This is a genomic window from Allosphingosinicella sp., from assembly GCF_035626655.1.
Classification (GTDB): Bacteria; Pseudomonadota; Alphaproteobacteria; order Sphingomonadales; family Sphingomonadaceae; genus Allosphingosinicella.
In genome coordinates this window covers 156191-183003 of record NZ_DASPNF010000019.1, presented here as the reverse complement: position 1 = coordinate 183003, position 26813 = coordinate 156191, and the positions used below count along the sequence as shown (strand labels likewise).

33 protein-coding genes and 1 other RNA gene are annotated in these 26813 nt (G+C 68.8%); 12 read left to right on the top strand and 22 right to left on the bottom strand.

Going from position 1 to position 26813, the window contains the following annotated elements:
- On the bottom strand, positions 1 to 807 hold an 807-nt coding region (locus VEC11_RS15685), incomplete at its 3' end, for a TPM domain-containing protein (protein WP_464133787.1).
- Positions 804 to 1409, bottom strand: a complete 606-nt coding sequence (locus VEC11_RS15680; protein ID WP_464133781.1) for a LemA family protein — start codon at positions 1407 to 1409, stop codon at positions 804 to 806. The genes VEC11_RS15685 and VEC11_RS15680, both read right to left, overlap by 4 nt.
- An 88-nt stretch (positions 1410 to 1497) precedes the next feature.
- Here VEC11_RS15680 and mscL point away from each other — a divergent pair, with 88 nt between their 5' ends.
- The 5 genes from mscL to VEC11_RS15655 all read left to right on the top strand — a co-directional run bounded on the left by mscL (position 1498) and on the right by VEC11_RS15655 (position 4368).
- On the top strand, positions 1498 to 1929 hold the full coding sequence (mscL, locus tag VEC11_RS15675; RefSeq protein ID WP_464133775.1) for a large conductance mechanosensitive channel protein MscL: 432 nt from the start codon (positions 1498 to 1500) through the stop codon (positions 1927 to 1929).
- Positions 1930 to 2017: 88 nt separating this feature from the next.
- Positions 2018 to 2383, top strand: a transfer-messenger RNA (tmRNA) gene (gene ssrA / locus VEC11_RS15670).
- A 311-nt stretch (positions 2384 to 2694) separates the two neighbouring features.
- Positions 2695 to 2967 carry a hypothetical protein gene (locus tag VEC11_RS15665; protein WP_464133770.1) on the top strand — a complete coding sequence of 91 codons (273 nt, stop codon included), beginning with the start codon at positions 2695 to 2697 and terminating at the stop codon, positions 2965 to 2967.
- 265 nt (positions 2968 to 3232) lie between these two features.
- On the top strand, positions 3233 to 3544 hold the full coding sequence (locus VEC11_RS15660) for a PspC domain-containing protein (RefSeq protein WP_464133766.1): 312 nt from the start codon (positions 3233 to 3235) through the stop codon (positions 3542 to 3544).
- Positions 3545 to 3672: 128 nt separating this feature from the next.
- Positions 3673 to 4368 (top strand): hypothetical protein, encoded by a 696-nt coding sequence (locus tag VEC11_RS15655; protein WP_464133761.1) that lies wholly within the window; start codon positions 3673 to 3675, stop codon positions 4366 to 4368.
- A gap of 9 nt (positions 4369 to 4377) precedes the next feature.
- Here VEC11_RS15655 and VEC11_RS15650 read toward each other — a convergent pair whose 3' ends face one another.
- From VEC11_RS15650 to rimP, 17 genes are all read right to left on the bottom strand, one after another.
- Positions 4378 to 4746: a hypothetical protein gene (locus tag VEC11_RS15650; protein WP_464133756.1), complete on the bottom strand. Its 369-nt coding sequence runs from the start codon at positions 4744 to 4746 to the stop codon at positions 4378 to 4380.
- Positions 4747 to 4796: 50 nt separating this feature from the next.
- Positions 4797 to 5513: a hypothetical protein gene (locus VEC11_RS15645; protein ID WP_464133752.1), complete on the bottom strand. Its 717-nt coding sequence runs from the start codon at positions 5511 to 5513 to the stop codon at positions 4797 to 4799.
- A 30-nt stretch (positions 5514 to 5543) separates the two neighbouring features.
- Positions 5544 to 5837: a hypothetical protein gene (locus tag VEC11_RS15640; RefSeq protein WP_464133749.1), complete on the bottom strand. Its 294-nt coding sequence runs from the start codon at positions 5835 to 5837 to the stop codon at positions 5544 to 5546.
- 133 nt (positions 5838 to 5970) lie between these two features.
- Entirely contained in the window at positions 5971 to 8424 is a 2454-nt protein-coding gene (gene pnp, locus VEC11_RS15635; RefSeq protein WP_464133745.1) for a polyribonucleotide nucleotidyltransferase, read from the bottom strand.
- 155 nt (positions 8425 to 8579) lie between these two features.
- Complete coding sequence (gene rpsO, locus VEC11_RS15630; RefSeq protein WP_464133741.1) at positions 8580 to 8849, bottom strand: 30S ribosomal protein S15; 270 nt, start codon at positions 8847 to 8849, stop codon at positions 8580 to 8582.
- A 19-nt stretch (positions 8850 to 8868) separates the two neighbouring features.
- On the bottom strand, positions 8869 to 9756 hold the full coding sequence (gene truB, locus VEC11_RS15625) for a tRNA pseudouridine(55) synthase TruB (protein WP_464133814.1): 888 nt from the start codon (positions 9754 to 9756) through the stop codon (positions 8869 to 8871).
- Between the two features lie 65 nt (positions 9757 to 9821).
- On the bottom strand, positions 9822 to 9977 hold the full coding sequence (locus VEC11_RS15620; protein ID WP_464133737.1) for a hypothetical protein: 156 nt from the start codon (positions 9975 to 9977) through the stop codon (positions 9822 to 9824).
- Positions 9978 to 10036: 59 nt separating this feature from the next.
- A complete protein-coding gene (locus VEC11_RS15615; RefSeq protein WP_464133733.1) occupies positions 10037 to 10681 on the bottom strand; it encodes a thymidine kinase in 645 nt (214 codons plus the stop codon).
- Between the two features lie 57 nt (positions 10682 to 10738).
- Complete coding sequence (locus tag VEC11_RS15610) at positions 10739 to 11101, bottom strand: hypothetical protein (RefSeq protein WP_464133730.1); 363 nt, start codon at positions 11099 to 11101, stop codon at positions 10739 to 10741.
- A gap of 43 nt (positions 11102 to 11144) precedes the next feature.
- The gene (locus VEC11_RS15605; RefSeq protein WP_464133726.1) at positions 11145 to 11699 is read right to left on the bottom strand and encodes a GNAT family N-acetyltransferase; all 555 of its coding nucleotides are present in this window, start codon (positions 11697 to 11699) and stop codon (positions 11145 to 11147) included.
- A 1-nt stretch (position 11700) separates the two neighbouring features.
- Positions 11701 to 12351, bottom strand: a complete 651-nt coding sequence (locus tag VEC11_RS15600) for a hypothetical protein (protein WP_464133722.1) — start codon at positions 12349 to 12351, stop codon at positions 11701 to 11703.
- On the bottom strand, positions 12341 to 12742 hold the full coding sequence (gene rbfA, locus VEC11_RS15595; RefSeq protein ID WP_464133718.1) for a 30S ribosome-binding factor RbfA: 402 nt from the start codon (positions 12740 to 12742) through the stop codon (positions 12341 to 12343). Before rbfA ends, VEC11_RS15600 begins: the two co-directional genes overlap by 11 nt.
- Positions 12743 to 12749: 7 nt before the next feature.
- Positions 12750 to 12917, bottom strand: coding sequence for a hypothetical protein (locus VEC11_RS15590; protein WP_464133713.1), 168 nt, complete (start codon positions 12915 to 12917; stop codon positions 12750 to 12752).
- Entirely contained in the window at positions 12914 to 15430 is a 2517-nt protein-coding gene (infB, locus tag VEC11_RS15585; RefSeq protein ID WP_464133709.1) for a translation initiation factor IF-2, read from the bottom strand. Before infB ends, VEC11_RS15590 begins: the two co-directional genes overlap by 4 nt.
- 10 nt (positions 15431 to 15440) lie before the next feature.
- Positions 15441 to 16166 carry a DUF448 domain-containing protein gene (locus VEC11_RS15580; RefSeq protein WP_464133704.1) on the bottom strand — a complete coding sequence of 242 codons (726 nt, stop codon included), beginning with the start codon at positions 16164 to 16166 and terminating at the stop codon, positions 15441 to 15443.
- Positions 16123 to 17751: a transcription termination factor NusA gene (nusA, locus tag VEC11_RS15575; RefSeq protein WP_464133698.1), complete on the bottom strand. Its 1629-nt coding sequence runs from the start codon at positions 17749 to 17751 to the stop codon at positions 16123 to 16125. Before nusA ends, VEC11_RS15580 begins: the two co-directional genes overlap by 44 nt.
- A gap of 4 nt (positions 17752 to 17755) precedes the next feature.
- Entirely contained in the window at positions 17756 to 18310 is a 555-nt protein-coding gene (gene rimP / locus VEC11_RS15570; protein ID WP_464133694.1) for a ribosome maturation protein RimP, read from the bottom strand.
- 176 nt (positions 18311 to 18486) lie between these two features.
- Between rimP and VEC11_RS15565 the strand changes: the two genes are divergently transcribed.
- The 6 genes from VEC11_RS15565 to VEC11_RS15540 all read left to right on the top strand — a co-directional run bounded on the left by VEC11_RS15565 (position 18487) and on the right by VEC11_RS15540 (position 23778).
- The gene (locus VEC11_RS15565) at positions 18487 to 19218 is read left to right on the top strand and encodes a winged helix-turn-helix domain-containing protein (RefSeq protein ID WP_464133689.1); all 732 of its coding nucleotides are present in this window, start codon (positions 18487 to 18489) and stop codon (positions 19216 to 19218) included.
- A gap of 51 nt (positions 19219 to 19269) precedes the next feature.
- Positions 19270 to 20463, top strand: a complete 1194-nt coding sequence (locus VEC11_RS15560; protein ID WP_464133684.1) for an alpha/beta hydrolase family protein — start codon at positions 19270 to 19272, stop codon at positions 20461 to 20463.
- Positions 20464 to 20588: 125 nt separating this feature from the next.
- The gene (locus VEC11_RS15555; protein WP_464133680.1) at positions 20589 to 21647 is read left to right on the top strand and encodes a methyltransferase; all 1059 of its coding nucleotides are present in this window, start codon (positions 20589 to 20591) and stop codon (positions 21645 to 21647) included.
- A gap of 74 nt (positions 21648 to 21721) precedes the next feature.
- Entirely contained in the window at positions 21722 to 22546 is an 825-nt protein-coding gene (locus VEC11_RS15550; RefSeq protein ID WP_464133676.1) for a sterol desaturase family protein, read from the top strand.
- Entirely contained in the window at positions 22518 to 23024 is a 507-nt protein-coding gene (locus VEC11_RS15545; protein ID WP_464133671.1) for a MarR family winged helix-turn-helix transcriptional regulator, read from the top strand. Before VEC11_RS15550 ends, VEC11_RS15545 begins: the two co-directional genes overlap by 29 nt.
- Before the next feature lie 13 nt (positions 23025 to 23037).
- Positions 23038 to 23778: a glutathione S-transferase family protein gene (locus tag VEC11_RS15540; RefSeq protein ID WP_464133665.1), complete on the top strand. Its 741-nt coding sequence runs from the start codon at positions 23038 to 23040 to the stop codon at positions 23776 to 23778.
- An 8-nt stretch (positions 23779 to 23786) separates the two neighbouring features.
- Here the strand turns inward: VEC11_RS15540 and VEC11_RS15535 are convergent, their stop codons facing one another.
- The gene (locus VEC11_RS15535) at positions 23787 to 24368 is read right to left on the bottom strand and encodes a hypothetical protein (RefSeq protein WP_464133660.1); all 582 of its coding nucleotides are present in this window, start codon (positions 24366 to 24368) and stop codon (positions 23787 to 23789) included.
- Positions 24369 to 24491: 123 nt separating this feature from the next.
- On the opposite strand from VEC11_RS15535, the gene VEC11_RS15530 reads away from it, so the two are divergent.
- Positions 24492 to 25616, top strand: coding sequence for a PQQ-dependent sugar dehydrogenase (locus VEC11_RS15530; protein WP_464133653.1), 1125 nt, complete (start codon positions 24492 to 24494; stop codon positions 25614 to 25616).
- On the opposite strand, the gene VEC11_RS15525 is transcribed toward VEC11_RS15530, so the two are convergent.
- Positions 25613 to 26083 carry a hypothetical protein gene (locus tag VEC11_RS15525; RefSeq protein ID WP_464133649.1) on the bottom strand — a complete coding sequence of 157 codons (471 nt, stop codon included), beginning with the start codon at positions 26081 to 26083 and terminating at the stop codon, positions 25613 to 25615. The two genes, VEC11_RS15530 and VEC11_RS15525, sit on opposite strands and share 4 nt — an antisense overlap.
- 30 nt (positions 26084 to 26113) lie before the next feature.
- Positions 26114 to 26794: a tRNA (guanine(46)-N(7))-methyltransferase TrmB gene (trmB, locus tag VEC11_RS15520; RefSeq protein WP_464133644.1), complete on the bottom strand. Its 681-nt coding sequence runs from the start codon at positions 26792 to 26794 to the stop codon at positions 26114 to 26116.
- Between the last annotated feature and the right edge of the window lie 19 nt (positions 26795 to 26813).

Here is a 26813-nt window from a genome sequence, read left to right as displayed (position 1 = left end):
GCCGCCACCGCCGCCACCCCAGCCGCCGCCCCAATCGTCCCGGTCCCGGCCCCGGCTGCCGCCCCAGCCCGGACCCCAGATCACGATCGGGCCGCCCCAGCCGCGCTTGCGGCCGCGATAGCGCCGGCCGCTGAGGCCGCTGCCGACCATGCCGACGACGATGAACAGGGTGACGCCGATCCAGAAGATCAAAGCGAAGGGCGAGCCGTCATTGCCGCGCCGGCGCTCGCTCTGGTTGCTGGCCTCGGCCTGCTGGGCCTGGACCACAGCCTGCTCGGCCGCCTCGGGCGGCGCCTGCAGCTGGGTGAGCAGGGCGTTGGCGCCGGCGTTGATCCCGCCGGCATAGTCATTATCGCGGAAGCGCGGCGTCATCTGCTCGCGGATGATCCGCCCGGCCAAAGCGTCGGTGACGATCGCTTCCATATTGTAGCCGACTTCGATCCGGATCTTCCGCTCCGTGCGCGCGACCAGCAGGAGCACGCCATTATTGGCGGTGCGCTGGCCGAGCTGCCAGTGGCGGAACAGGCCGTTGCCATATTCCTCCACGCTGTAGCCGCCCATCTCCGGCACGGTGGCGACGACGAGCTGGCGCGTGGTGGCGCGCTCGAGCGCCTCCAGCCGCTGGGTCAGCGCAGCCTCCTCGGCGGGCGGCAGCATGTCCGCATTGTCGACGACGCGGCCGGTCAGCGCCGGATAGGTGGGGCCGCTCTTCGTCTGCTCGCCGCCGCCGCCGCAGGCCGCGAGCAGGAGCAGCATGCAGGCCGCCAGGAAGGAGAGCGGCGCGCGCGCCGCCCGCGCACCGGTCATCGGCTGTAATTACCGAAATCCATATTGGGCGCGCGTTCCGCCCCCTCGCTCGCCTCATAGGGCTGGATCGGCTGCGAGCCGTAGATGATGCGCGCGCCGATGATCGCGGGGAAGGTGCGGATCCGGGTATTATAGGCCTGCACCGCGAGGTTGTAGTCGCGCCGGGCGACGGCGATCCGGTTCTCCGTGCCCTCGATCTGGGTGAGGACGTCGCGGACCAGGTCGGTGTTGCGCTGGTTCGGCGTCGCCTCGGTGGTGACGTTCACTCGCACTCCGCTGAGCAGCGAGGAGAGACCGCTCTGCGCCGCGGCGAAATTGCGCATCGCATTGGCGTCGCGCAGCTGATCGGGGCCGATCTGGGTCTGGGCGGTGCGCGCCCGCGCCTCGGCGACGCCGATCTGCAGCGCCAGCTCCTGCTGGCCGTTGGCGCGGACCGCATTGGCGAGATTGGGGAGGAGGTCCAGCCGGCGCTGATACTGGTTCTCGACCTCGGCCCATTTCGCCTTGGCCTCCTCCTCGGCGCGGGGGATCGAGTTGATCCCGCAGGCGGACAGGAAGATGCTGAGCACGGCCAGGACGGCGACGACGCCAGTGCGCTTCATTGGTCACCCCTTCTTCAAATCGGGCGGAAACGGACGTAAGCATTGCGGATCGGCTCCGCAATGGCCGGTCCGGCAGAGGAGGGGAACGATGCTGAGGGAGTTCCGGGATTTCATCGCGCGGGGCAACGTCCTCGACCTGGCCGTGGCCGTGATCATCGGCGCCGCCTTCGCGACCATCACCACCTCGCTGACCGAGGACATCATCATGCCGGCGGTCGGCGCGATCTTCGGCGGGCTCGATTTCTCGAGCAAGTTCATCATCCTCGGCACCGTCCCCGACAGCTATACCGGCTCGCTGACCGACTATGCGGCGCTGAAGGCCGCGGGCGTCGCCATGCTCGGCTGGGGCCAGTTCCTGACCGTCCTGATCAACTTCCTGATCCTCGCCTTCATCATCTTCCTGATCGTGCGCTCGGCGAACAAGCTGAAGCGCAAGCAGGAGGCCGCCGCCCCCGCGCCGGACCCGGAGGAGGTCGTACTGCTCAGGGAGATCAGGGACGCGCTGAAGAACAGGGGCTAGGCCCGGATTCGTCATTGCGAGGCGCGCAGCGACGCGGCAATCCAATGGATTGCTTCGCTTCGCTCGCAATGACGGCCTGTCGGAGCCGTCACTTCACATTAAGCCCCTGTTCCCTATATAGGAGCTGCCGGGTTCGCCCGGCTATGGCGATAAACGTGTCGTGCAATAGGCACAGCGGACCCGGGGGCAGTACCCGGCGGCTCCACCAGCTGCTCCGCACGGTCAGCCCGCATGAAGCGTGCCGGCCGAGCGGCCCAGCTGGAGGGGCCGAACCAGGATCGACGTGTGTTGAAAAGCGGCGCCTTTGCCCGGAGTGGATCACCGTGACGGTCCATCACACAAGTGCCAACGACAACGAGGCGCTCGCGATTGCCGCGTAACGAGGTCCTCACGGACTGAGTTACATCGGACAAAAGCGCGGTTCGGGCCGCACCGGGCAACAGAAGCGGATTCCAGCGGTACGGGAGGCACCGGGCAACAGAAGCCTCCCACTTCACGAGATGCCGAGCGCAGCGCCGCTGCGCGAAGAGCCATCGAGTGCCGGCCAGCCTGCCGCGGAGCGGACAGGACTGACGTCACGGCAATGGCAGGGGACGGGATGCCCCGCATCCCGTAGATCGCTCCGGGGGAGCGATCGACCCTGTCATGTCCCGTGACGGCCTCTCTCATCGTCATTCCAGCGAAAGCTGGAATCCCTTCTCCCGTCCGACAGGCAATGAGATTCCAGCTTCCGCTGGAATGACGGGGAAGTGTAGGTTGTCAGCCATGAAGCTGGCGCCCGTCCTCCTCACCCTCCTCGCCCTCGCCGCCTGCGGCCCGGCCGAGCCCGAATCCACCGCCAACAAGGCCAGCCGCCTCGAGCGCGAGATTGCCGAGCGCGAGAAGGCGCTGAACGCCCAGGTCGAGAACGAGCTCTCGCAGACCGAGCAAAGGCTCGCGGCGGAGGCCGACCAGGCGCTGAACAGCCTGAACGCGGCCGCCGCCAACAGCCTGGACGAGGCCGTCCCGGCTGCCCCCGCCCAGAACAGGGCGCGCTAGGCCTTGATCGTTCCGGGCTGAATAGCCCGGGGCGTGAATCAAGGTTTCAACCGGAATCCTCGCCAACCGCCTGTCCGCCCGCGGACAGTACCGGACATTATTGGCCGCTTTTGCCAACATCTGGCCGATCCCGCCGTGGCCCGACGCGCGCCCCGGCCCGCCTCTTTCCGCTAACCTCCTGAAAAGACGCGCCTCCCTGAATCTGGCACGGCCCGTGCTGAGGAGCAGGCATCCGGGCAGCCCCCGCCCGTCAAGGAGTTCAAGAATGTCAGAGCGTCAACCGAATCTGCTCACCCGCGACGACACCTTCTTCGGCGTCTGCCAGGCGCTGGGCGAGGATTTCGGTTTTCCCCCCAACCTGCTGCGCATCGCCTTCGGCATCCCCGTGATCTTCTTCCCGGTGCCGGTGCTCAGCCTCTATTTCGGCCTCGGCGCAATCGTCCTCCTCAGCCGCCTCATCGCCCCGCGTCCGCGGCGCAAGGCGGCGCAGCCGGCCGCGGCCGAGACCCCGATCGTCGCCCAGGTGCCGCTCGCCGAGGCCGACGCCGACCAGTTCGCGCTTCCCATGGCCGCCTGATCCCCCACAGGCAGCCGACCCGCGGAAGGGCCCCGCCACCCGCGCGGGGCCCTTTCTAGTCTGGCAGCGGTAAGAAATTGGCAGCGCCTCCCTGCTAGACCCTTGGTGCGCGACAGGGGAGCGGGGCGATGGACGATCCTTCGGCGGACATGCAGGCGGCGCCGGCGCCCCGGCCTCTCCCCTTCCTGCTCCGCAACCATCTCGGCCCGCTCGCCCGCAGCCTGCCCTGGCACCGGCCGCGGCTCCGCGTCGCCGCCATCATGGGCAGCGACGCTCGCCCGCTGCGCCTTCCGGAGAATTGGGAGCGCGTAACGCCGGCGCTCGACGCCCTCATCGCCCTGCTCCCGAAACCCGCGACGATCCGCCCCTGGCATTATCATGCGGACCGCCCCGGCCGCCCGGTCGCTTATGGCCGGCTCGGCTGGTCGGCCGAGGCCAACCGGCGCTGGACGGAGGCGATGACCGATCCACAAATCTTCATGGCGAAGACCGAGCTCTGGTCCCCCTCCCGCTCAAGCACCGTGGAGAGGCGCCTCGATCCCGATTTCTACGTCCAGCTCGGCTGGGACCGGACCGGGGAGCGGCAGGGCTTCCTGCTCGCGCTCCGCCTGGAGCTGCTGCCCGCGCTCGCCGATGCCGCCAACCAGGTGGTCGCCGCGGTCGCCGCCATCATGCCCGACAGCGAGACGCTGGTCGCGGACCGCAGCTGGGCCGCGCGCCGGATCCTCGGCGTGGTCAGGTTGAACAATCTGGACGACGCGCTGGCGATCGACGCCTTCGAATGGGCCAGCGAGAATCCGGCGAGGCGCGTGCCGGCCTTCTGATCCACGCCGTTACCGGCAGCCCGGCCGCAGCAGCAGCTCCGCCCGCACGAGCGCCGCGACGCTTGTCTCCCGGTCCTCCGGGGCCCGCAGCACCGCCGCGGCGAGCCGCGCGCCGAGCGCGTCCCGCCCCCGCGGGTCCGCCGCGCAGGCCTCGCCGATGCCCTCGGCGATGCCGAGCAGATACATCCGGCACTTCGCCCGCTGCAGCTCGGCCAGCAATTCGTAGGCGGCCTGGGTCCGGAAGCGCGGATCGCCGTCGCTCTCGCCCCGGCACATCGCCCGCATCTCGGCGACCGAGAACAGCCCGACGGCGGGCGCGGCATCGGGTTGGGCGGCGAAGAAGACGAGCGCGGCGGCGCCGGACAGGAGCCAGGTCATCCCCCCAGTCTGGCCCGGCGCAGCGGCCGCGGCAAGCTCTCGTGGCGCGGCTAGCGCTGCGGCTGCGGCTGCGCTCCGGCCGGCGCGCGCGGCAGGCGGCGCCAGGAGACGATCCGGTTCGCCTGGTCCGTCACCACCTCGAGCGCCTGCCCGGCGCGGTCCGTGACCTGGCGCACCGTCTGGCCGGCAACGGCGCCCGCCGTGCGCGAAACCTCGGTGAGCCCGGACGCCGCGAGGTTCAGCAGCTGCCCATTGCGCAAGGCGGTCGCGGCGACGCCGCCGACGGTATTCACCGCATTGTTCGCCACGCCGCCAACCGTGTTCACCGTATTGTCGACGGTCGACAGCAATTGCGTCACGAGCTGCGGGTTGTTGTCGAGCGTCTGCAGCGTCCGCTCGATGATCGCGCGCACATTTTCCAGCCTCACGACCAGGGTGGCCTGCGCCCGCACGCCGCGCAGGTCGATGCGGACATTGTCGATCCGCGCGTCGGCGCCCGCGGTCAGGTGCAGCAGATTGGCCAGCCGCGCCTCGAGCGCGAGATGGACCTGCAGATTGTTCACGTCGACGGTCAGCTGCTCGATCGAGAGGTTCGGCACGTCGAGCAGGACGTCGGGCTGATTGCTGCCCTGCATCGCCTGCATTGCTACCGGCGAATTCTGCGGCGGATTCGGCGCCGCGCGCGTGTCGCGCTGGGCGAAAGCGGGGGTGGCGGTCAGTGAAAAAAGGGCAAGCGCAGTCGTCGCTGCGATCGTAAAGGCGCGCATGGCAGTCTCCCTGTTATGCGGGGCTGAACGTCAGTTCCGGGGCGAAGTTTCAGGCACTTGCGAATGTGCGGAAGGATCGGCGATGCGCGCTTCGCCATGCACGTTCACGGTCACGTTCCGCCGCCGCACGTCCCGCTCGGGCGCCGGCCGTGGCGACCGGACGACCCGACTGCCAGCATCGGGTGAGGCGTGGACCTCAAGGGAGGCCTCGCCCCGCTGCCGGAGGCGCACCTCGCGCACCGAGGCGCGGACATTCAGTTCGATATCGGGCGCCGGTGGAGGTGCCGGTAGTGCCTGCGCGGCGAGGAGGGCGATGAACAGCATGACCGTTCAATGCGAGGTCCGGTCACCGGTTCCCCAGTGCCGACCGCAACCGCCAAACAAAAAGCCCCGCCATTGCTGGCGGGGCTTCTCGTTTCAGCCTGACCCCGGAACAGGTCCGGGGTGACTAGGTAGCTCAGTCGTCATCCCGCGTCAGGAACGCCGGCGCGAACTCGGGCTCGGGCCCGTCGTCGCTGCGCTCCCGGCGGGGACCGCGGTCGCCACGGCCTTCGCCGCGCGGGCCCCGATCATCACGGCCGCCGTCGCGGTCGCCACGGGGACGATCCTCACGGTCGCCACGCGGACGGTCGTCACGATCCCCGCCTTCCCGGCGCGGACCCCGATCGCCGTCCCGGCGCGGCCCGCGATCCCGGCCGCCACGGCCCCGGTCGCCATCCCGGCGCGGACCGCGGTCGCGATCCCCACGCTCGCCCCTCGGACGCTCCTCGCGCGGCGGCCTCGTGTCCTCCAGCTCCTCGCCGGTTTCCTGGTCGACCACCCGCATCGACAGGCGGACCTTGCCGCGCGGGTCGATCTCGAGGACCTTGACCTTGACCTCCTGGCCTTCCTCCAGCGCGTCGCGGACATTCTCGACGCGCTCGTTCCTGATCTCCGAGACGTGGACGAGGCCGTCCTTGCCGCCCATGAAGTTCACGAAGGCGCCGAAGTCGACAATGTTGACCACCTTGCCGGAGTAGATCTTGCCGACCTCGGCCTCCTCGACGATCCCGGCGATCCACTTGCGGGCCGCCTCGATCTGCGAGAGGTCCGAGGAGCTGATCTTGATCACGCCCTCATCGTCGATGTCGACCTTGGCGCCGGTGGTGGCGACGATCTCGCGGATGATCTTGCCGCCCGTGCCGATCACGTCGCGGATCTTGTCCTTGGCGATCTGCATGGTCTCGATCCGCGGTGCGTGGGCCGAAAGCTCCTCGCGCGTATGGTCGAGCGCCTTGGCCATCTCGCCGAGGATATGGGCGCGGCCCTCCTTCGCCTGGGCGAGGGCGGTCTTCATGATCTCCTCGGTGATGCCGGCGATCTTGATGTCCATCTGCAGCGAGGTGATGCCCTCGCTGGTGCCGGCCACCTTGAAGTCCATGTCGCCGAGATGGTCCTCATCGCCGAGGATGTCGCTGATCACCGCGAAGTCCCGGTTGCCCTTGGCGTCCACTTCCAGGATCAGGCCCATGGCGATGCCGGAGACCGGCCGCTTCAGCGGCACGCCCGCATCCATCATCGCCAGCGAGCCGCCGCAGACCGTCGCCATGGACGACGAGCCGTTGGACTCGGTGATGTCGGAGAGGACGCGGATCGTATAGGGGAACTCCTCGTGCGTCGGCAGCACCGGGTGAAGCGCGCGCCAGGCGAGCTTGCCATGACCCACTTCACGACGGCCCGGGGCGCCGAAGCGGCCGACCTCGCCCACCGAATAAGGCGGGAAGTTGTAGTGGAGCATGAAGCGCTCGTAGGAGAGGCCGACGAGGCCGTCGATCATCTGCTCCGAATCCTTGGTGCCCAGCGTGGTCGTGCAGATCGCCTGGGTCTCGCCGCGGGTGAACAGAGCCGAGCCGTGGGTGCGCGGCAGGAAGCCGACCATCGCCTCGATCGGGCGGACGGTCTTCGTGTCGCGGCCGTCGATGCGGCGGCCGTCCTTCAGGATCGCGGTGCGGACGATGTCCGCCTCCAGCTTCTTCACCAGCTTCAGCGTGCCGAGATATTCGGCCGGATCGCTCTCGGCGAGGTCGGCGAGGCTCTCGCGCGCTTTCGTCCGGGCCTCGTTGATCGCATTCTGCCGCTCGGACTTGTTGGTCAGCCTGTAGGCCGCCTCCAGGTCCTTGCCGATAAGGTCCTTCAGCTTCTTCTTCGCGGCCGACTGGTCGGCGACGGGGCTGAGCTCCCAGGGGTCCTTGGCGGCCTTCTCGGCGAGCTTGATGATCGCCTCGATCACCTGCTGCGACGCCTTGTGCGCGAACATCACCGCGCCGAGCATGACCTCTTCCGACAGCTCCCTGGCCTCGGATTCGACCATCATCACCGCGTCATGGGTGCCGGCGACGACGAGGTCGAGCTGGCCTTCCCTCACCTGGTCCATCGACGGGTTCAGCTGGTACTCGCCGTCCTGGTAACCGACGCGGGCCGCACCGATCGGGCCCATGAAGGGGACGCCTGAGATCGTCAGCGCCGCCGAGGCCGCGATCATCGCGAGGATGTCCGGCTCATTCTCCCCGTCGAAGGAGAGGACTTGGGCGATAACATTGATTTCGTTGTAAAAACCCTCAGGAAACAACGGCCGGATCGGCCTGTCGATGAGGCGGCTCGTGAGAGTCTCCTTCTCGGTGGCGCCGCGCTCGCGCTTGAAGAAGCCGCCCGGAATGCGCCCGGCGGCCGAGAATTTCTCCTGATAGTGGACGGTCAGGGGAAAGAAGTCCTGCCCTTCCTTGACGCTCCGCGCCGCAGTGACCGCGCAGAGGACGACGGTTTCGCCGAGGGTCGCGAGCACCGCGCCGTCGGCCTGGCGGGCAACGCGGCCCGTTTCGAGGGAGAGGGTTTTTCCGCCCCACTCGATCTCAACTTTCTTCATGTTGAACATCTGTTTTCCTTAACTCCCGCGGCCGGATGCCACGGGGGCCTCTTGGTGCGGACACTTCAGTCCGCCTGTTCCGGACCCCGATGGTCCGTCCCCGCCGCCCGCCGGATTGCAGGCGCCGGATGTGCGAAGCGGCCCGGATGGGCCGCCTCAATCTGTTATTTGCGAAGGCCGAGCTTCGCGATCAGGGCCTGATAGCGCTCATTGTCCTTGCGCTTCAGATAATCGAGCAGCGAACGCCTTTTGTTGACCAGCATCAGCAGGCCGCGCCGGCTGTGATTGTCCTTGGCGTGCGACTTGAAATGCTCGGTGAGGTTGGTGATCCGCTCGGTGAGGATCGCGACCTGCACCTCGGGCGAACCGGTGTCGCCCTTTGCCTGGGCGTTGTCCTTGATGATTTCCTGCTTGCGCTCGGCGGTAACCGACATCGTCAAACTCCTTCAAAAGTCACAGGTTGAAGCCGCGCACCACCCGGAGTTCATCCCCGGCAAGCTCCACAAGCGCGACGGGCGTGTCGCCCGATATCGCAAGATGGAGCCCCGGCTGTGCGGCGATCCCGATCAGCTTCCGCCCCTGACGGAGCGCCCCTGCCTGATCGGGGGTGACGGGAAGAGCCGGGATGTCGTCCAGCCCCGCCGTCAGCGGCAGGAGGTGTTGTTCAAGGCTGCGCGCCTTAGCGGCTTCGCCCAATTTGTCCAGCGAAATCGCCTGCTCGAGTGTGAACGGACCGGCCTTGCTGCGATGCAACATGGTGACGTGGCCGACCGTTTCCAAGGCATAGGCGATGTCGCGGGCGAGCGAGCGGATATAGGTGCCCTTGGAGACGTGGGCCTCCAGAGTGACCTCCCCCAACACGTCATGCCAGCGAAGGCTGGCATCCATGCCGACTCCGTCTGGACCCCAGCCTTCGCCGGGGTGACGAACACGAAGCCCATGGACAGTCACTTTACGCCTGGCGAGAGCGACCGCCTCGCCGGCCCGCGCCAGGGCGTAGGCCCGTTTCCCATCCACCTTGAGCGCGGAAAAGGCCGGTGGAACCTGCTCGATAGCGCCGGTAAAGCGGGGCAGAACCGCCTCCACTTCCGCCAAAGTAGGCCGCCTGTCGGACGTCGCAACCACCGCGCCCTCGGCGTCCAGCGTATCCGTCTGCGTCCCGAAGCCGATGGTGAATTCATACACCTTGTCCGCTTCCAGCATCCGGCCGCTGAGCTTGGTGGCCTCGCCCAGCGCGATCGGCAGCACGCCGCTCGCCAGCGGATCGAGCGTGCCGCCATGGCCGACCTTGACCTTCGGATAGCCGCCTTCGCGCAGCGCGCGCTTCACGGCGCCCACCATTTGAGTGGAGGTCGGTCCGACAGGTTTATCGATGATCAGCCAGCCGTTGAGCACGGCCGACGCAATTAACGGCGCTTCTCGTCCTTGTCAGCGTCGTCCGCCTCATTCTCGCGCACGGAGCCGCGGATCTCGGGCACGGGGATGGGCTGGGCCGGGGCCGGCGGCACTTCGACGCCGCCGCAGGCGATGAGCGCGAAGGCGGTGAACAGGTTGCTGACCATGAGATGACTCCCCCGAGACTTGAGTGCGATATGGGGGCTGTCCCGCCCGCTTCAATGCCTCATTCGGCGGCCTCGGCTGTGGCCGCGGCGGCGCGGGTCAGAGCGAGGCGCAGTTGCTCGCCGCTGCCCTCGGCGAGCTTGTCCATGAAATGGTGGCGGCAGAGCGAGATGTAGCGGTCATTGCCGCCGATCTCGACCGAGGCGCCCTCGGCAACCGCATTGCCGTCCGCGTCGACGCGCAGGTTCATCGTCGCCTTGCGGCCGCAATGGCAGATGCCCTTCAGCTCGACCAGGCTGTCGGCGAGGGCGAGCAGATTGGCGCTGCCCTCGAACAGGTTCGCCTGGAAATCGGTCCTGAGGCCGTAGGCCAAGACGGGAATGTCGAGCTCGTCGCAGATCGAGCAGAGCTGGACGACATGGGCGCGGGTCAGGAACTGTGCCTCGTCGACCAGGATGCAGTGGAGCTTGCGCTTCTTCAACTCCTCCTCGACCTCGTGGCGGATGTCGGTCAGCGCATCGTAGAGCCGGCCGCCCGTCTTGAGGCCGATGCGCGAGGCGATCGTGCCGGTGCCGGCGCGGTCGTCGAACGCGGCGGTCCAGAGCATGGTCTCCATGCCGCGCTCGCGATAGTTGAAATCGGCCTGCAGGAGCGTGGTCGATTTCCCCGCATTCATCGAGGCATAGTAGAAATAGAGCTTGGCCATCGGGACGCGACTTTAGCGCCCCGGCGAGGCTTGGGAAGGCTTGGCTTTAGCCGCGGCTCAGCCGCGGCGGCCGGGCCGTGGCGGCGCGTCGGACTCGGTAACGCTGTCGACCATGCAGCGCCAGCCGTCGGCGCGGATCGAGCTGTCCTTGTCGAAATCGCCGCCGGGCGAGGTGTTGAAGCGCAAATTGGCGTTGCGGGTCAGCCGCGGGCATTCGCCGCGTACCGACGCATAATACCATTGGCCGGTATAGCCGCGGATATAGACGCCGCGGCCGGGATCGGCGACGGCCTCCAGATAATCGGCCATGTTGCGGATCTTGACCTCGGACCGCGCCCGGTTCGGCTGCTCGGCGGCGAGCACCGGCGCCGCGGCGACGGTGAGAAGGGCAGTGGCGGCAAGGGTCAGGCGGGCGATCATCGCTGGTCCTCCTGCGTGGCGGATTCGCGCGGCTTATCCTGTCTCAACGATGAACGCTAGCTGAGCGATCCCATTCCGAGGCGAGGATCGAGAAGAGGACGGTGTCGCGGACATGACCGGTCCAGGTGATCCGGTCGGCACGGATCACGCCCTCGCGCACCGCGCCGAGCCTGGTCATCGCCGCCTGGCTGCGCTGGTTGCGCGCGTCGACCTTGAACTCGATCCGCCGGAAGCCGCAGTCGATCGCGCGGGAGAGCATCAGGTCCTTCACGCGCCGGTTGAAGCCCGTCCCGCGCATCCTGGGCACATAATAGGTATTGCCGATCTCGAGCGCGCCCCGCTGGGCATCGACGTTGATGAAGCAGCTCATCCCGGCCAGCGCGTCGCCCGAAAAGATCACGAACCGGCACCAGCGCTTCAGCGCCATGACGAGGTCGAACGTCTCGTCGAAATGGTCCGGGTCCCAGGAGGTGGCATAGATCGGCCAGATCTCGAGGTCCTCGGCGCAGGCGGCCTTGAGCGCAGCCCGGTGGGTCTCGGCCATCGGCTCGAGACGGATCTCGCCGTCCCGCATCGGATCGCCGAGCTCGGCCGTCACCTCAGCTGATCCAGGTATCCGCGACCGCGACCACCACCCAAGCCCCGTCGCGCCGCTGGAGGGCGTAGAGGCTGCCATTGCCGCAGGTCGTCCCACACGCATAGGCGGTCTCGACGAAGGCGGCGTCGCCGGCGAAGGCCGGGGCGGAAAGCTGGAGCGGCGCGCAGCCGCTGGGCCTGTCCTGGAGCTGCATCGGCGCCGCGACCAGGGCCGCGTCGATCTCCACGATCGTCGGCGCGGCGGGGCTGGCCGCGGCCTCGGCCCGCAAGGCGTCGAGCCGCTGGGCGAGCTCGGCCGGGACCGGGGCGGGCAGCGCGACCGGCGGCGCCCGTTCACGGCGCTGGCGGCGGCCGTCGGGGCGGAACTGGGGTGGCGGCCGGACGGTGGCGGGCGCCTCGGGCACGTGCCATTGGAAATAGATGCGCACGGCATGATCGGGCATCATCGGATTCTCCGCGCCGGCCGCCGCGGGCTGCGGGCCGAGCGCCGGAGTCACGCAGGTCTGCGCCGCGCTCTCAAGGCCGCGCATCGCGGTCTGGTGGGCGAGCACGGCGGCGATCGCGGCACGGGCGTCCGCCTCGCTGGCGGCGGTCTGGGCGTGGAGCGGCGCGGCGACCAGGGCCAGCGCGGACAGAATGATTCTAAGCCTCATCGTCCCCAAGATCGCGCGCCACGGCGGGCGAGCGCAAGAGGGCATCGATGTGGCTGCCCTCGTCGAAGCTCTCGTCGGCGAGGAATTTGAGGTCGGCGGCATATTTGGTGTTCACTCGCCGGGCGACCTCGCCCTTCAGGTAGCGGACGTTCTTCTTCAGCGCGGCGAGCACGTCGCTCTCGTCGGCGCCGAGCAGGGGCTTCACGAAGACGGTGGCGTGGCGCAGGTCCGGCGACATGCGCACCTCGGTAATCGAGACGGTGTGGCTGGCCAGGACCTCGTCATGGACGTCGCCGCGCGCCAGGATGTCGGAGAGCGCGTGGCGCACCTGCTCGCCCACGCGAAGCAGGCGGACGGAGCGGCCCTCGGGGGTTTCGTTGTGGCGTGCCATTGTCAGCTCAAACCAGGGTCCAGATCATCAGCGCAATGCACGAGGCGGCGAGTGCGCCGGGCAGGCAGCCATCGCCGACGCAGCCGAGGCTGTGCAGGCAGCCTTTCGCGTTGCGCTCGTCCTGCCGCTCCTCGGCCTCGCACTCCTCCTCGGTCGTCCAGCGCAGCCGCGTCACAGCGTCCGTTCGCGCTCCTCCACCTCATAGGTTTCGAGGAAGTCGCCCGGCTTGATGTCGGTATGACCCTCGAAGGTGACGCCGCATTCGAGGCCCGCCCGGACCTCCGGCACGTCGTCCTTGAAGCGGCGGAGCGAGGCGATCGAGCCGTTATAGATGATCACGTCGTCGCGCATGATGCGCGCCTTCAGGGCCTTGCGGATATAGCCCTCGGTGACGAGCAGGCCGGCCGCCTTGCCATGCTTGCCGGCGGAGAAGACCTCGCGCACCTCGGCGCGGCCGACGACATTCTCCACGATCAGCGGGCCGATCTTGCCGGCCATGGCCGATTTCACCGCGTCGGTGAGATCGTAGATCACGTCATAATATTGCATGGCGACGCCCTGCCGCTCGGCAATCTCGCGCGCCTTGGCGTTGGCGCGGACATTGAAGCCGATGATCGGCGCGCCCGAGGCGCCCGCAAGCGTCACGTCGCTCTCGGTGATGCCGCCGACGCCCGAATGCAGCACGCGGGCCTTGATGTCCTCGTTGGAGATCTTGTTGACCGCGTTGACGATCGCCTCGACCGAGCCCTGCACGTCGCCCTTGATGACGAGCGGGAACTCGACCGCCTGCTTCTCCTTGAGCGCGGAGAACATCGTGTCGAAACTGGCCGGCGCGCTGGTCGTGCGCTTGCGGTCGATCACGCCCTGGCGATAGGCGGCGACCTCGCGGGCGCGCGCCTCGTTCTCGACGACGCTGAGCACGTCGCCGGCGCTCGGCACGCCGCCGAGGCCCAGCACCTCGACCGGGAAGCTCGGCCCGGCTTCCTTCACCTGGCGGCCATGATCGTCGATCATCGCCCGGACCTTGCCCGAGATCGGGCCGGCCACGAAGATGTCGCCGACGCGCAGCGTGCCGCGCTGGACGAGCACGGTGGCGAGCGGGCCGCGGCCCTTGTCGAGCTTGGCCTCGACCACCGCGCCTTCGGCCGGCCGGTCGGGATTGGCCTTGAGCTCGAGGATCTCGGCCTGCAGCGCAATCGCCTCGAGCAATTTGTCGAGATTGGTCTTCTTCAGCGCCGAAACCTCGACGTCCTGGACCTCGCCGCCCATGTCCTCGACCACGATCTCGTGCTGGAGCAGCTCCTCGCGCACCTTCTGCGGATTGGCGCCAGGCTTGTCGATCTTGTTGATCGCCACGATCATCGGCACGCCGGCCGCCTTGGTGTGGTTGATCGCCTCGATCGTCTGCGGCTTCAGGCCGTCATCGGCCGCCACCACCAGGATGACGATGTCGGTGACGTTGGCGCCGCGGGCGCGCATCTCGGTGAACGCCTCGTGGCCCGGCGTGTCGAGGAAAGTGATCTTCGATTTGTCGGGCAGGGCGACCTGATAGGCGCCGATATGCTGGGTAATGCCGCCGGCCTCGCCGGAGACGACATTGGCGCCGCGGATCGCGTCGAGCAGGCTGGTCTTGCCATGGTCGACATGGCCCATGATCGTGACCACGGGCGGCCGCGCCTTCAGCGTCTCGGCCGCATCGACGTCGGCCTCGGTCTGGATGTCGACGTCGCTCTCGCTGACGCGCTGGATGTTGTGCCCGAACTCGGTGACGAGCAGCTCGGCCGTGTCCTGGTCGATCACCTCGTTGACGGTGACCGGCATGCCCATCTTGAACAGGGATTTGACGAGGTCGGCGGCGCGCTCGGCCATGCGGTTGGCGAGCTCGCCGACCGTGATCGCCTCGGGCACCACGACGTCGCGGACCTGCTTGGCGCTCGGTCCGCTCGACATATGGGCGCGCTTTTCCTTCTCGCGCGCGCGGCGGAGCGCGGCGAGGCTGCGGGCGCGGGCGTCACCATCCTCGCCGAGCGCACGGCTGACGGTCAGCTTGCCGGACTGGCGGCGGTCGTCCCGGCCGCGGCTCGGGCGCGCGGGCTCGGGGCGCTTGGCCGGCGCGTGGCCGTGGCCGTGGCGCTGGCGCGGCCGCTCGTCCTCGTCGTCAGCGGCGGCGGGCGCCGGCTGGGCGGGGGCGGGGGCCGGCGCCTCGGCGGCACGGCGGGCCTCTTCCTCGGCGGCCAGGCGGGCGGCCTCGGAAGCGGCTGCGGCTTCCTCCTCGGCCTTGCGATTCTCCTCGGCGCGGCGCTTTTCCTCTTCGGTGGACGCCCTGGCCTGGGTCTCCTCGCGGCGGCGCGCCTCCTCGAGCGCCTGCATGCGCTGCTCCTCGGCCTCGCGCATCAGGCGGGCCGAGCGCTCCTGCGCGGTCTCGGCGCTCGCGGGCCTGGCCGCGGGCTTGGGGGCCGGCGCCGGGGCGGGCGCGGGGGCAGGGGCGGGCGCGGCGACGACCGGCTCGGGCTTCGGCGCCTCGGCTTCGCCCGGGCGGCCCAGGATGCGGCGCTTCTTCACCTCCACGACCACGGTGTTCGAGCGGCCGTGGCTGAAGCTCTGCTTCACCTTGCCCGTCTCGACCGTGCGCTTCAGGCCCAGCGGCGCGCGGGTGCCCAGCTTCGGCTTGTCAGTCGTATCGCTCACTCAAAATCCTTCATTCACAATCCGCAGCCGAAGCGCCCGGCATCTCCGCCGTGGCGGCGCTTAGCCCATCCTCACGTCCGATAAAAGCGCGCCACCGCCCGAGCGCGTGAGTCACGCGCGCCGCCGCGGCCCGATCGATGATGGCGACATGTACCACATTCTCGCGGCCGAGCGCCAATGACAATATGGCCCTTCCCTCAGGGAAAACCAAGCCTTGCGCGCCGCTTCCCTCCCGCTCGGAGCCCACGCGCCAGGCCTGGTCCAGCTTGCGCCGGCCCTCCTCGCTGGCATCGGCCGCATGGATCAGCAGCGCCACCTGGCCGCGGCGGGCGGCGACCTCGATCTTCTCGGAGCCAAGCAGGAGGTTGGAGGCGCGGGCCTCCAGGCCGAGCCGGTCGAGCACAGCCTGACGCAGGGCCGCCTCGATCCGCGCGCCGAGATCGGCGGGGACCTTGACGTCGCCGGTCTTGAACGCCCGCGCCAGCGCGCCCTTCAATTTGCCCCTGGCATTGGCGGCGTCGACCGCGGCCCGGTCGACGCCGAGCCAGGCGCCGCGGCCCGGGGCGCGGGCGCGCACGTCCGGCGCGACGCTCCCGTCCGGGCCGAGCGCGAGGCGAATTAGGTCGTCCCGGGCGGCATGGGCGCCGCTCAGGATGCACTTCCGCTCGGGCGTATGGCTTACGCCTGGGGTGTCATTGGGAGGTTTCCGCAACCGCGTCCTCCCCGCTTCCCGCATCCTCGTCCTCGAACCAGTGGGCGCGGGCGGCCATGATGATCTCGTTGCCCTGCTCGTCCGAGAGGCCGTAATCGGCGAGCACGCCGCCTTTGTCCTCCGGCCGGTTGGACTCGCGCTGGCGGCGCTGCTCCGGCCGCTTCTTCTGCACCAGCTCGTCGGTGGCGAGGTCGGCGAGATCGTCGAGCGTCTTGATGCCCGCCTTGCCCAAAGTCACCAGCATCGCCTCGGTCAGATAGGGCATCTCGGCCAGCGCGTCCTCGACGCCGAGGCCGCGGCGCTCCTCGCGGGCCGCATCCTCCTGCCGCTGCAGCGCTTCCCTGGCGCGGCTCTGCAGCTCGGTGGCGAGATCGTCGTCGAAGCCCTCGATCGAGGCCAGCTCGTCGAGCTCGACATAGGCGACCTCCTCCAGCGCGCCGAAACCCTCGGCGACGAGCAGCTGGGCGAGCGTCTCGTCCACGTCCAGCTCGTTCTGGAACAGCTCGGAGCGCTCGACGAACTCGCGCTGGCGCTTCTCGCTGGCGTCCTGCTCGGTCATGATGTCGATCGCCGAGCCGGTCAGCTGGCTGGCGAGGCGGACGTTCTGGCCGCGGCGGCCGATGGCGAGGCTGAGCTGATCGTCCGGGACGACCACCTCGATCCGGCTTTCCTCCTCGTCGATGACGACGCGGCTCACCGTCGCCGGCTGCAGGCCGTTGACGACGAAGGTGGCGAGGTCCTCGCTCCAGGGGATGATGTCGATCTTCTCGCCCTGCAGTTCCTGCACGACGGCCTGCACGCGGCTGCCTTTCATGCCGACGCAGGCGCCGACCGGGTCGATCGAGCTGTCGTGGCTCAGCACGCCGATCTTGGCGCGGCTGCCCGGGTCGCGGGCGGCGGCCTTGATCTCGATGATGCCGTCGTAAATCTCCGGCACTTCCTGCGCGAACAGCTTCTTCATGAAGTCCGGATGGGCGCGGCTCAGGAAGATCTGCGGCCCGCGATTCTCGCGGCGGACGTTGAGGATCAGGCTGCGGGTGCGGTCGCCGACGCGCAGCACCTCGCGCGGGATCTGCTGGTCGCGGCGGATCACGCCCTCGGCCCGGCCCAGGTCGACGACGACATGCCCGAACTCGACCCGCTTGACGACGCCGGTAATGATCTCGCCCGTGCGGTCCTTGAACTCCTCATATTGCCGCTCGCGCTCGGCGTCGCGGACCTTCTGGAAGATCACCTGCTTCGCGGCCTGGGCGGCGATGCGGCCGAACTCGATCGGCGGCAGCGGGTCGACGATGAAGTCGCCGATCGCGGCGTCCTTCTGGAGCTTCTGCGCGTCCTCCAGGTTCACCTGCTTGAAATAGTCGTCGACCTGCTCGACCACCTCGACGACGCGCCACAGACGCAGGTCGCCGCTCGTCGGGTCGAGCTTGGCGCGGATGTCGTTCTCGGCGCCGTAGCGGGCGCGGGCGGCGCGCTGGATCGCGTCCTCCATCGCCTCGATGACGATCATCCGGTCGATCAGCTTCTCGCGCGCGACGGCATCAGCGATCGCGATCAGCTCCGCCTTGTTGGCGGAAACGGCGCCCGGCGCCGGGGCTTGCGTAGCCATGAGGTCAGTCCTGTCCTTCTTCTTCGATTTCAATTTCGGTGTCGTCGCCGTCCGCGGACAGCGGCGCGGTCGCCGCGATCAGCCGGTCGGTCATCAGCAATTTGGCGTTGCGGATCGCGGCGAAGGGAATGGCGGTCTCGCCAAGGCCCTTCACGTCGATGCGCACGGTCTCGCCGTCCACGCCGATCAGGTCGCCAGACAGCTGCTTGCGCCCCTGGAACGGCTCGTGCGGATGGATCCGCGCCTCGTGGCCCTTCCAGTCGTCATAATCCTGCAGCCGGGTCAGCGGCCGGTCGATGCCGGGCGAGCTCACCTCGAGCCGATAGGCCTCGTCGAACGGGTCGTTCCCCTCGGCCTCGAGCGCGTCGAGCCGGTCGGAGAGGCGCCGCGACAGCCGCGCGCAATCCTCCAGCGTCAGCTGCCGCGTGTCGGGCCGCTCGGCCATGACCTGCAGCGTCGGGTCGGAGGTGCCGCCGATCATCTTCACGCGCACCAACGCGAACCCTTCGGCTTCCACCTCGGGCTCGATCAGTTTCTGCAGTTCGGCGACGTCCGCCATTGGGTCTCCGGAAACAAAGCTCTCCTGCCGCCGGCCCCGTCCCCGGGGCCGACCTCAACGTCTGACGATGTCGAGAAAGGCAGGGGCTATATAGGCGCGGGCCGCAATTGCCGCAAGCAGAAGCTGAAGCGGCCGATTGACAGCGTCGGCCGGATGCGGTGGATTTGCGGATGCCTATGCGAGAGCACGAGCCTGCTGAGCAACTGCATCTGGGCGACTATCTGGTCGAGCCCCGGCTGAACCGTCTGTCGCGTCAGCACATGTCGGTGATTCTCGAGCCGAAGGTGATGCACCTGCTGCTCTGCCTGGCGGAGCGACCGGGGCAGGTCATGCGGCAGGCCGAAATCCGCAGGGAGCTTTGGGGCAGCGTTCACGTCGTAGACGGCGTGCTCGCCCGCGCCGCCTACCAGCTGCGGCGGGCGCTGGCCAGACTGGGGGGCGGCCTGACCCTGGAGACTGTCCGTCGGGTCGGCTACCGGCTCCGGGCCGAGCCCGAACGCGCGCCGGCGGGTCGACCGCCCCTGCTTGCGGCGCTCTCGGGACCACGCCCCGCCTGGACTGCGGCCGCCCTGGCGGCCGGGCTTTCCCTCTATCTTGCAGTGTCGCGCGACGTGGCGTCGCCATTGCCGGCGCAGGCTCCGCCGGGTGCCCGGGAGGCACACCGACCCACGCCGGCACAGGCGCAGGCTGCGGCGCCCGGGCCACGGCCGCGGTCCGCGGTCCGGCGCGCGGCGCCCCGACCCGTTCGCGAGCGCGAAATCCTGGTGTTCGCGGAGGGGCGTTTCCAGCACGTGCCGTCGGGCACGGCCTTCCCCTCCGCGAAAGCGCCGCCCGCGCCGCCGGCCCCCGCCGCGCCTCCGGCCCCCCGGGCGCCGGCGCCGGACCTGCCCGACTCCGGACCGGCCTGACCGGCCGGCTCGCCGCCACGGCGGCCAAAGCCCGTCCTGCATGATGGTTCGATGATGATGGCGGCGCCCGGCTTGCGGGCCGACTGGCGACACTCCATCGACAGGCCCTTCCTCGTGGAGAGCCGTCCGATGATCGCCGCTTCGCTCCTGCTTGCCTTCACCCAGACGGCCGCGCCGCCGCCGCCTTACGCCGTGCCGCCGACCCGCTGCTATTCCAGCCGGGAGATCGCGCTGGACTGGCGGGACGGAACCCGCGCGATCCGCATCGCCGGATCGCTGACCACGCCGCGGGGCGGCGGACCGCGCCCGACGATCGTGATGATCACCGGGAGCGGCGACCACATTCGCGACCAGATCATCTCCGGCGTGCCGATGTTCGGCCTGATCGCCGATTCCCTCGCCAGGGCCGGCTACAACGTCGTACGCACCGACGCGCGCGGCTTCGGCGCAGCGACGATCGATGGTCGCACGCTCGACCCCCCGGGCTGGCTGCAGATCACCAGCCCGGAGCGCTACCGCGACAACCAGCGTCTGCTCGACTGGCTCGTCACCCAACCCGGGGTGGCGCAAGGCGGCCTGATCCTGCTCGGTCACAGCGAGGGCGCGATGCTCGCCGCCCGCCTCGCCGCGGACCGGAACGATATTGCGCTCAGCATCCTGCTCAGCGATTCGACTGCACCGGGATATGAGGTCTTCGCGCGTCAGCGAACGAATGTCGCCACCCGCGACGGGGCATCCCCTGAAGTCGCGGCAAGACTGCACCAGCTGCTTCTGGAGCTGGCCGCCTTCCTGTCCCGGGACCCGGGCAACGACGCCCGCTTCGAGCGGCTGGCCACACGCTTCCGGGAAGCGCAGGCGGGCATGACGCGACCCGTCTTCGATCGCGACTTTCTGGAGTTCCACCGCACCGGCTCGCCCTGGCACATCTGGTGGATGGGCTACGATCCTTGGCCGGACCTGTCCCGGATCACCTCGCCGGTGCTGGCGATCTGGGGCGCGCGCGACGACGCCACGGAATGGCGAACCCATGCACCCATCCTCGCGCGCGCCCTCAGCGCCGCCGGCAATCCGGACTTTGCCGTCCATATCCTGCCCGACCAGGACCATTTCTTCCTGGAATATGAGGGACGTCGCGTCGACCGGCATCCTTGGGCGCGCACCCGCATCTCGAACGAGCTGCAGGCCCTGCTCCTCGGTGAGCTCGAGCGGCGCTTCGGACCGCGCGGGCGCGCCTGCGCCGATTGAGGGCACGAAGCAGGACCCCGCGTCGCATTCGTCGCAGGATGCCGGGGGCTTCGTCGCAAGACGCGGGCGTTCGTCTTCGGCCCGGATCAAGCGGTCCGCCGACCCCGTCCCCCAGGAGAAGACGAATGTCCGCTGCCCTCGCCGAAACCCGTCCCGCCGTCCAGGCCGATCCCTCGCCCGAGCAGATCATGCAGATCGGCATGGGCTTCTGGCCCTCCAAGACCCTGCTCAGCGCGGTCGAGCTCGGCCTGTTCACCATCCTCGCCGACGGCCCGCAGACCGGCGCCGCGCTGGAGGATGCGCTCGGCCTGCATCCGCGCGCGACCCGGGACTTCCTCGACACGCTCGTCGCGCTCGGCCTGCTCGGCCGGCAGGGCGACGGCCCGGAGGCGCGCTACCAGAACACGCCGGCCACCGCGCTCTATCTGGACCGGGGCAGCCCCCGCTATGTCGGCGGCCTGCTCGAAATGGCGAACGCCCGCCTCTATCCCTTCTGGGCCGACCTCACGGCGGCGTTGCAGACCGGCAAGCCGCAGAACGAGATCAAGCGCAACGGCAAGGCGATGTTCGACGAGCTCTATGCCGATCCGGGCCGGCTCGAGCAGTTCATGGGCGCGATGACCGGCGTCTCCAGAGCCAATTTCGAGGCCTTCGCCGAAAAGTTCGATTTCTCGCCTTTCGCCAGCCATGTCGACATTGGCGGCGCCACCGGCCAGCTCGCCTCGATCGTGCAGGCCCGCAATCCGCACCTCGCCAGCCGCACGCTCGACCTCCCGGTCGTCCAGCCGATCGCCGAGCGGCACATCAAGGCGGCCGGCCTCGAGGGCCGCGTCGTCGCAGGCGAGATCGACTTCTTCAGGGACGAGTTCCCGCAGGCGGACCTGATCACCATGGGGATGATCCTCCACGACTGGAATCTCGAGCACAAGAAGATGCTCATCGCCAAGGCTTACCGCGCCTTGCCCGAGGGCGGCGCCTTCGTCGCGATCGAGAACATCATCGACGACGCCCGCCGCGAAAATGCGTTCGGGCTGATGATGTCGCTGAACATGCTGATCGAGTTCGGCGAGGCCTTCGACTTCACCGGCGCGGACTTCACCTCGTGGTGCCTCGAGGCCGGCTTCAGGCGCTGCGAGATCCTGCATCTCTCGGGTCCGTGCAGCGCCGCGATCGCCTGGAAGTAGGGAAAAGCGCTTATTGACAGGGACGCTGTCAAAATGACAGCGTCCCTGTCATGTCTTTCGGTTCATCTGCAGCTTTGACCGACGGCGGCCCGGCCCTGCTCGGCATCTTCGCGGCAAGCTTCATCGTCCTTGCGATACTGGAGGTGTTGGCCGCGCGCAGCCTGGAGCCGCAGCAGCGACGCCGACGTTGGCGCACCAACGGCGCGCTGACCCTGCTTTTCATTCTCGTGAACGGCCTGATGCCGGTCACGCTGGTCGCCGCCGCCGGACTGGCCTCGCAGCGCGATTTCGGGGTCCTGAATCTTCTCGGCCTCGCTCCCGCGGCAGCCTTCGTGCTGACCATCCTCGCCCGAAGCCTGATTGCCTATGCCACGCATCGCACGATGCACATTGCCCCGTGGCTCTGGCGCATCCACCGGGTCCATCACCTGGATCCGAGGCTCGACGTCAGCACGGCTGCGCGCTTCCATCCTGTCGAACCCGCAATCGTCAACGGGATCGCGCTCGTCTTCGTCCTGCTGCTTGGCCTCGATCCGCTCGCGGTGCTGAGCTACGAGCTGGCCGAGGCGGCAATGGCCGTCTTCAGTCACGCGAACGTCCGCCTGCCCCCGTGGCTGGACCGCGGCCTCGGCTGGCTGCTGGTGACGCCGGATCTGCACCGGGTCCACCACTCTCCGCTGCAGAGCGAGACGGACAGCAATTTCGGCTCGACGCTGTCGATCTGGGATCGTCTGTTCGGAACCTGGCGGCGCAAGCCGGCGGATGCGCTCGCGGCGCAGCGCGTCGGGCTCGACGAATGCGCAGACGAGCGGGCCGCGTCTTTGCTATGGCTGCTCGCCTCACCGGTAATGGGAACGGGGTGGAGACGGCGTGACTCGGCAGCGCGTGAAGCGGAGTGAGCGGGATCCGGCCGGAACGGCCGGCGAGGCGATAGCGGATATCGCCGGCGAAATCCTGCGATCATTCGAGCTGCTGAAAGCGCTCGCTGCGCTCGGCGCCGCGCAGCACGGCCTCACGATGTCGCTGCGCGCGATCCTTCAGGACCTCTGTGAAAAGGGACCCCGAACCGTGCCGCAAATAGCGGCGGGACGCACCATGACGCGGCAGTCGATCCAGGCCAGTGTCGACCAGCTGCGCCGGATGGGGCTTGCGGAAGTCCGGTCTAACCCGGCTCACCGGCGCTCCCCGATCATCGGGCCCACCGAGGCCGGTGAGCGGGCCTGGCAGGCGCTGCGTCAGCGGGAGACTGCGGCGCTCGCCAGTCTTGCCGGTCCGCTCTCGGGCTGTCCGCTCGACGCGGCGCGCGAAACACTGCACAGGCTGCGGGAGGCGCTCGAAGACCGGCTGGCACAACGACGGCATGAGGTGGACGCATGACAGGACCAGTTGCATGAAGATCATCGGCAGCTACGTCTCGCCTTATGTCCGCAAGGTCCTCGCCTGCATGGCGCTGAAGGGGATCGAGGATTACGAGATCGACCCGATCACGCCCTTCTTCGGCGACGACGAGTTCGCCCGCCTGTCGCCGCTGCGCCGGATCCCGGTGCTGATCCATGGCGGCCTCGTCCTCAACGACAGCACGATCATCTGCGCCTGGCTCGACGAGACCTTCCCCGGCCACCCCTTGCTGCCGGCCGACCCCGCCGACCGCGCCCGCGCCCGCTGGCTGGAGGAATATGCCGACACGCGCATGGGGGACGTCTTCATCTGGGGACTGTTCTACCAGAAGATCGTCTGTCCCCTGGTTTGGGGAGAGCCGGGCGATGCCGAGCGGATCGAGAGGACGCTGGCCGAGGACGTGCCCGCGGTGCTCGACTATCTGGAAGGCCAGGTGCCGGCCGAGGGCTTTCTGTTCGGGGAGATCGGCATTGCCGACATCGCCATCGCCAGCTTCTTCCGCAACGCCGCCTATGCCCGCTTCACGATCGATGCCGTGCGCTGGCCGAAGACCGCCGCCTTCGTCACCCGCACCCTCGCCCATGACTGCTTCGCCCGCTTCAAGCCGTTCGAGGATGCGCAGCTCAGCACCGATCCAAAGGGCCGTCGCGCTGCCCTGCTCGCCGCCGGCGCACCTTTGGTCGAGCAGTCGTGCGGCACGCGCCAGCCGGTCAGGGGAATGATGCGGCTTTGAGGCAGGCTCTAACGTTCGCCCCAGGCTGGCCCCGGCGTGCGGACCGGCCGGCCTAGGTCGAACTCGATCCTGAGATGCCGCCCGGCGCGGTCGATCGCATAAGCGAGCAGCTGCCCGGTCACGATCTCCAGCGACCAGACATTGGTCGCCGCCTCGGCGATGCCCTCACGGCGGAAGAGGGCGCGGGTCCGGGCGTTGGCGGGGAAGAGCTGCCGCCGCGCGCTGCCCGGGGCCGAAGTGGTGCCGCCATAGCCGCTGCGCACCTCCTCGCGTCCGGCCTCGTCGCGATGCACATGAGTGAGGCTGAGGCCATTGGCCGTCCGTGCCACCACCCAGACGCGCGAGGCGTCCTGGCTGGCGTGGAACGCGATCCTCACCGAGTTCGGCGCGCAGCGGAAGACGTGGAGGACGAGCGTTGCCGCGGCCAGCTGGCCGTCGTCGGGATCGGTCGAGACGACGCGGCCGGGATAGGCCTGGCCGCAAAGCGCCTGGAGATCCTGCCAGAACAGCGCCTGCGGGTCCGACGGGCGCGGGATGATGGCGCAGGCGGACAGGAAGGGCAAAGGCGCGAGCAGGACGAGGCGCGTCATGCCGCCACCCTAGTCGTTTTCGCCGGCGGAGAGAATCCCGGGGTGCCGCAGGGGCAATGCGGCTTGACGGCACCGCGCCACTTTGGGAACGTTTCGCGGGGGCTCGACGAAAGGAACATGACGATGCGCCGCGTCCGCTCCCTGCTCCCCGCTTTGCTACTCGCCACCGCCTGCGGCGGCGCCGGCGGCACCGCCTCGGCGCAGAACCGTCCTTTCCAGGTCGAGACGCTCGGCCAGTTCAGCGAGCCTTGGGCGATGACCTTCCTTCCGGGCGGCGACCTGCTCGTCACCGAGAAACGGGGGACGCTGAAACTGCGCCGCGCCAATGGCCGCGTGCTCGACGTCACGGGCGTGCCCACAATCTCCTATGGCGGGCAGGGGGGCTTCGGCGACGTCGTCCTCCACCCCGGCTTCGCGAACAACCGGCTCGTCTATCTGAGCTGGATCGAGGCCGGCGAGGGGCAGACGCGCGGCGCCGTGGTCGGCCGCGCCCGCTTCAACCTCAGCGAATCCGGCGCCAGCCTCAGCGACCTGCAGGTGATCTGGCGCCAGGCGCCGAAGCTGACCGGCGGCGGCCATTTCTCGCACCGCATCGCCTTCGGCCCGGACGGCAAGCTCTACATTTCCTCGGGCGAGCGCCAGCATTTCGATCCGGCGCAGGACATGAGCGGCAATCTCGGCAAGGTCGTCCGCCTCAACGATGACGGCTCGGTGCCGGCGGACAATCCGTGGAGCAGCCGCGGCGGCGTCACCGCGCAGATCTGGACACTCGGCCACCGCAACCTGCTCGGCCTGGCGTTCGACGGGCAGGGCCGGCTCTGGAATACGGAGATGGGGCCGGAGGGCGGCGACGAGCTGAACCTGGTCACGCGCGGCAGCAATTACGGCTATCCGCGCGCCTCCAATGGCAGCCATTATGGTGGCCGCGACATTCCCGATCACCGCCCCGGCGACGGCTTCGAGCCGCCCAAGGTGTTCTGGACGCCCTCCATCTCGCCCTCCAGTCTGATGATCTATTCGGGCGCGATGTTCCCGGCCTGGCGCGGCGACGCCTTCATCGGCGCCTTGTCGGGCGAGGCGCTGATCCGCGTCGACCTCGACGGCACCAATGCCCGCAAGGCCGACCAGTGGCCGATGGGCGCCCGCATCCGCGAGGTCGAGCAGGCGCCGGATGGCTCGATCTGGCTGCTCCAGGACGGCCAGAGCGGCGGCCGGCTGCTCCGGCTGACCCCCGCCGGCCGCTCCTAATAAGTGGAATAGGTCCGCCGCGGCTCGTCCTCACTGGCGTCCTTGAGCTTGCCCATCGCCACGAAGGTGATGATCAGCAGCACCGCGGCGAGGCCGAGCGAGATGAACATGAACGCCTTGCTCTGCTGCTTGGTGATCAGCATGTAGACGCCGTTGGCGGTCGCCACGAGCCCGAACACGATCACCGCGGCGAACAGCAAAAGGATAATCTGCGCCTGCTCGGCCGTGCCGGTGAAGCTGGAGCCGTCGGGCAGGTCGACGCCCGGATTGGTCAGCGACGGGTAGAGATTCCACGTGATCATGCCCATGCCGATCAGCAGGATCAGCCCGCACATCAACAGCACGATCCCGCGCCAGGGCGATTCGCCCACTGTGCGCATCGCGCCGCCGCATTTCGGGCAGGCGGCGACCTTGCCCTCGACGAGCGTCGCGCATTTTGGGTCCCTGCAGACGGTATAGGCGGCCATGAGCGTCTCCCCGTTCGTTATGGAGACAGCCTAGCAGCGGCGATAGCGGAAGTACCAGACCTCGCGGCCCTCGCGGCGCGCCTTGGCCTCGTAGCGCGTCTCCGGCCAGCCGCCGGGACGGGTGAGGAAATCCTTCGCGCTCTCCGCCAGCCATTCGAAATCGCCGCGCTGGCCCATCACCATCATCGCCCAGCGGCAATAGACCGGATCGTCGGTGCCGAGCCGGAACTCGCCGCCGCGCTGCAGCTTGGCCGCGATCAGGTCGAGCGGGCCGTGATTGACCATGCGGCGCTTGGCGTGCCGGGCCTTGGGCCAGGGGTCGGGATGGAGCAGATAGACGAAGCGGAGCGAGGCGTCGGGCAGCCGCTCCAGCACCTCCAGCGCGTCGCCCATGTGGAGGCGGACATTGGCGAGATGCCTGTCGCGGATATGGCCGAGCGCCGCGGCGACGCCGTTGAGGAAGGGCTCGGCCCCGATGAAGCCATGATCCGGCAGCAGGTCGGCGCGCCAGGCGAGATGCTCGCCGCCGCCGAAGCCGATCTCGAAATGGAGCGGTCGGTCATCGCCGAACAATATGGCGGAATCGAGCGGTCCCTCCTCGGGCACGCTCAAGGCCGGCAGCAGCTCCTCGACCAGCGCCGACTGGCCCACGCGCAGCGGGCGGCCCCTGGAGCGGCCGTAGAGGCGGCGGATGGAGAGCGGATCGTTCATGGCGGTCGGGGCCCGGGCC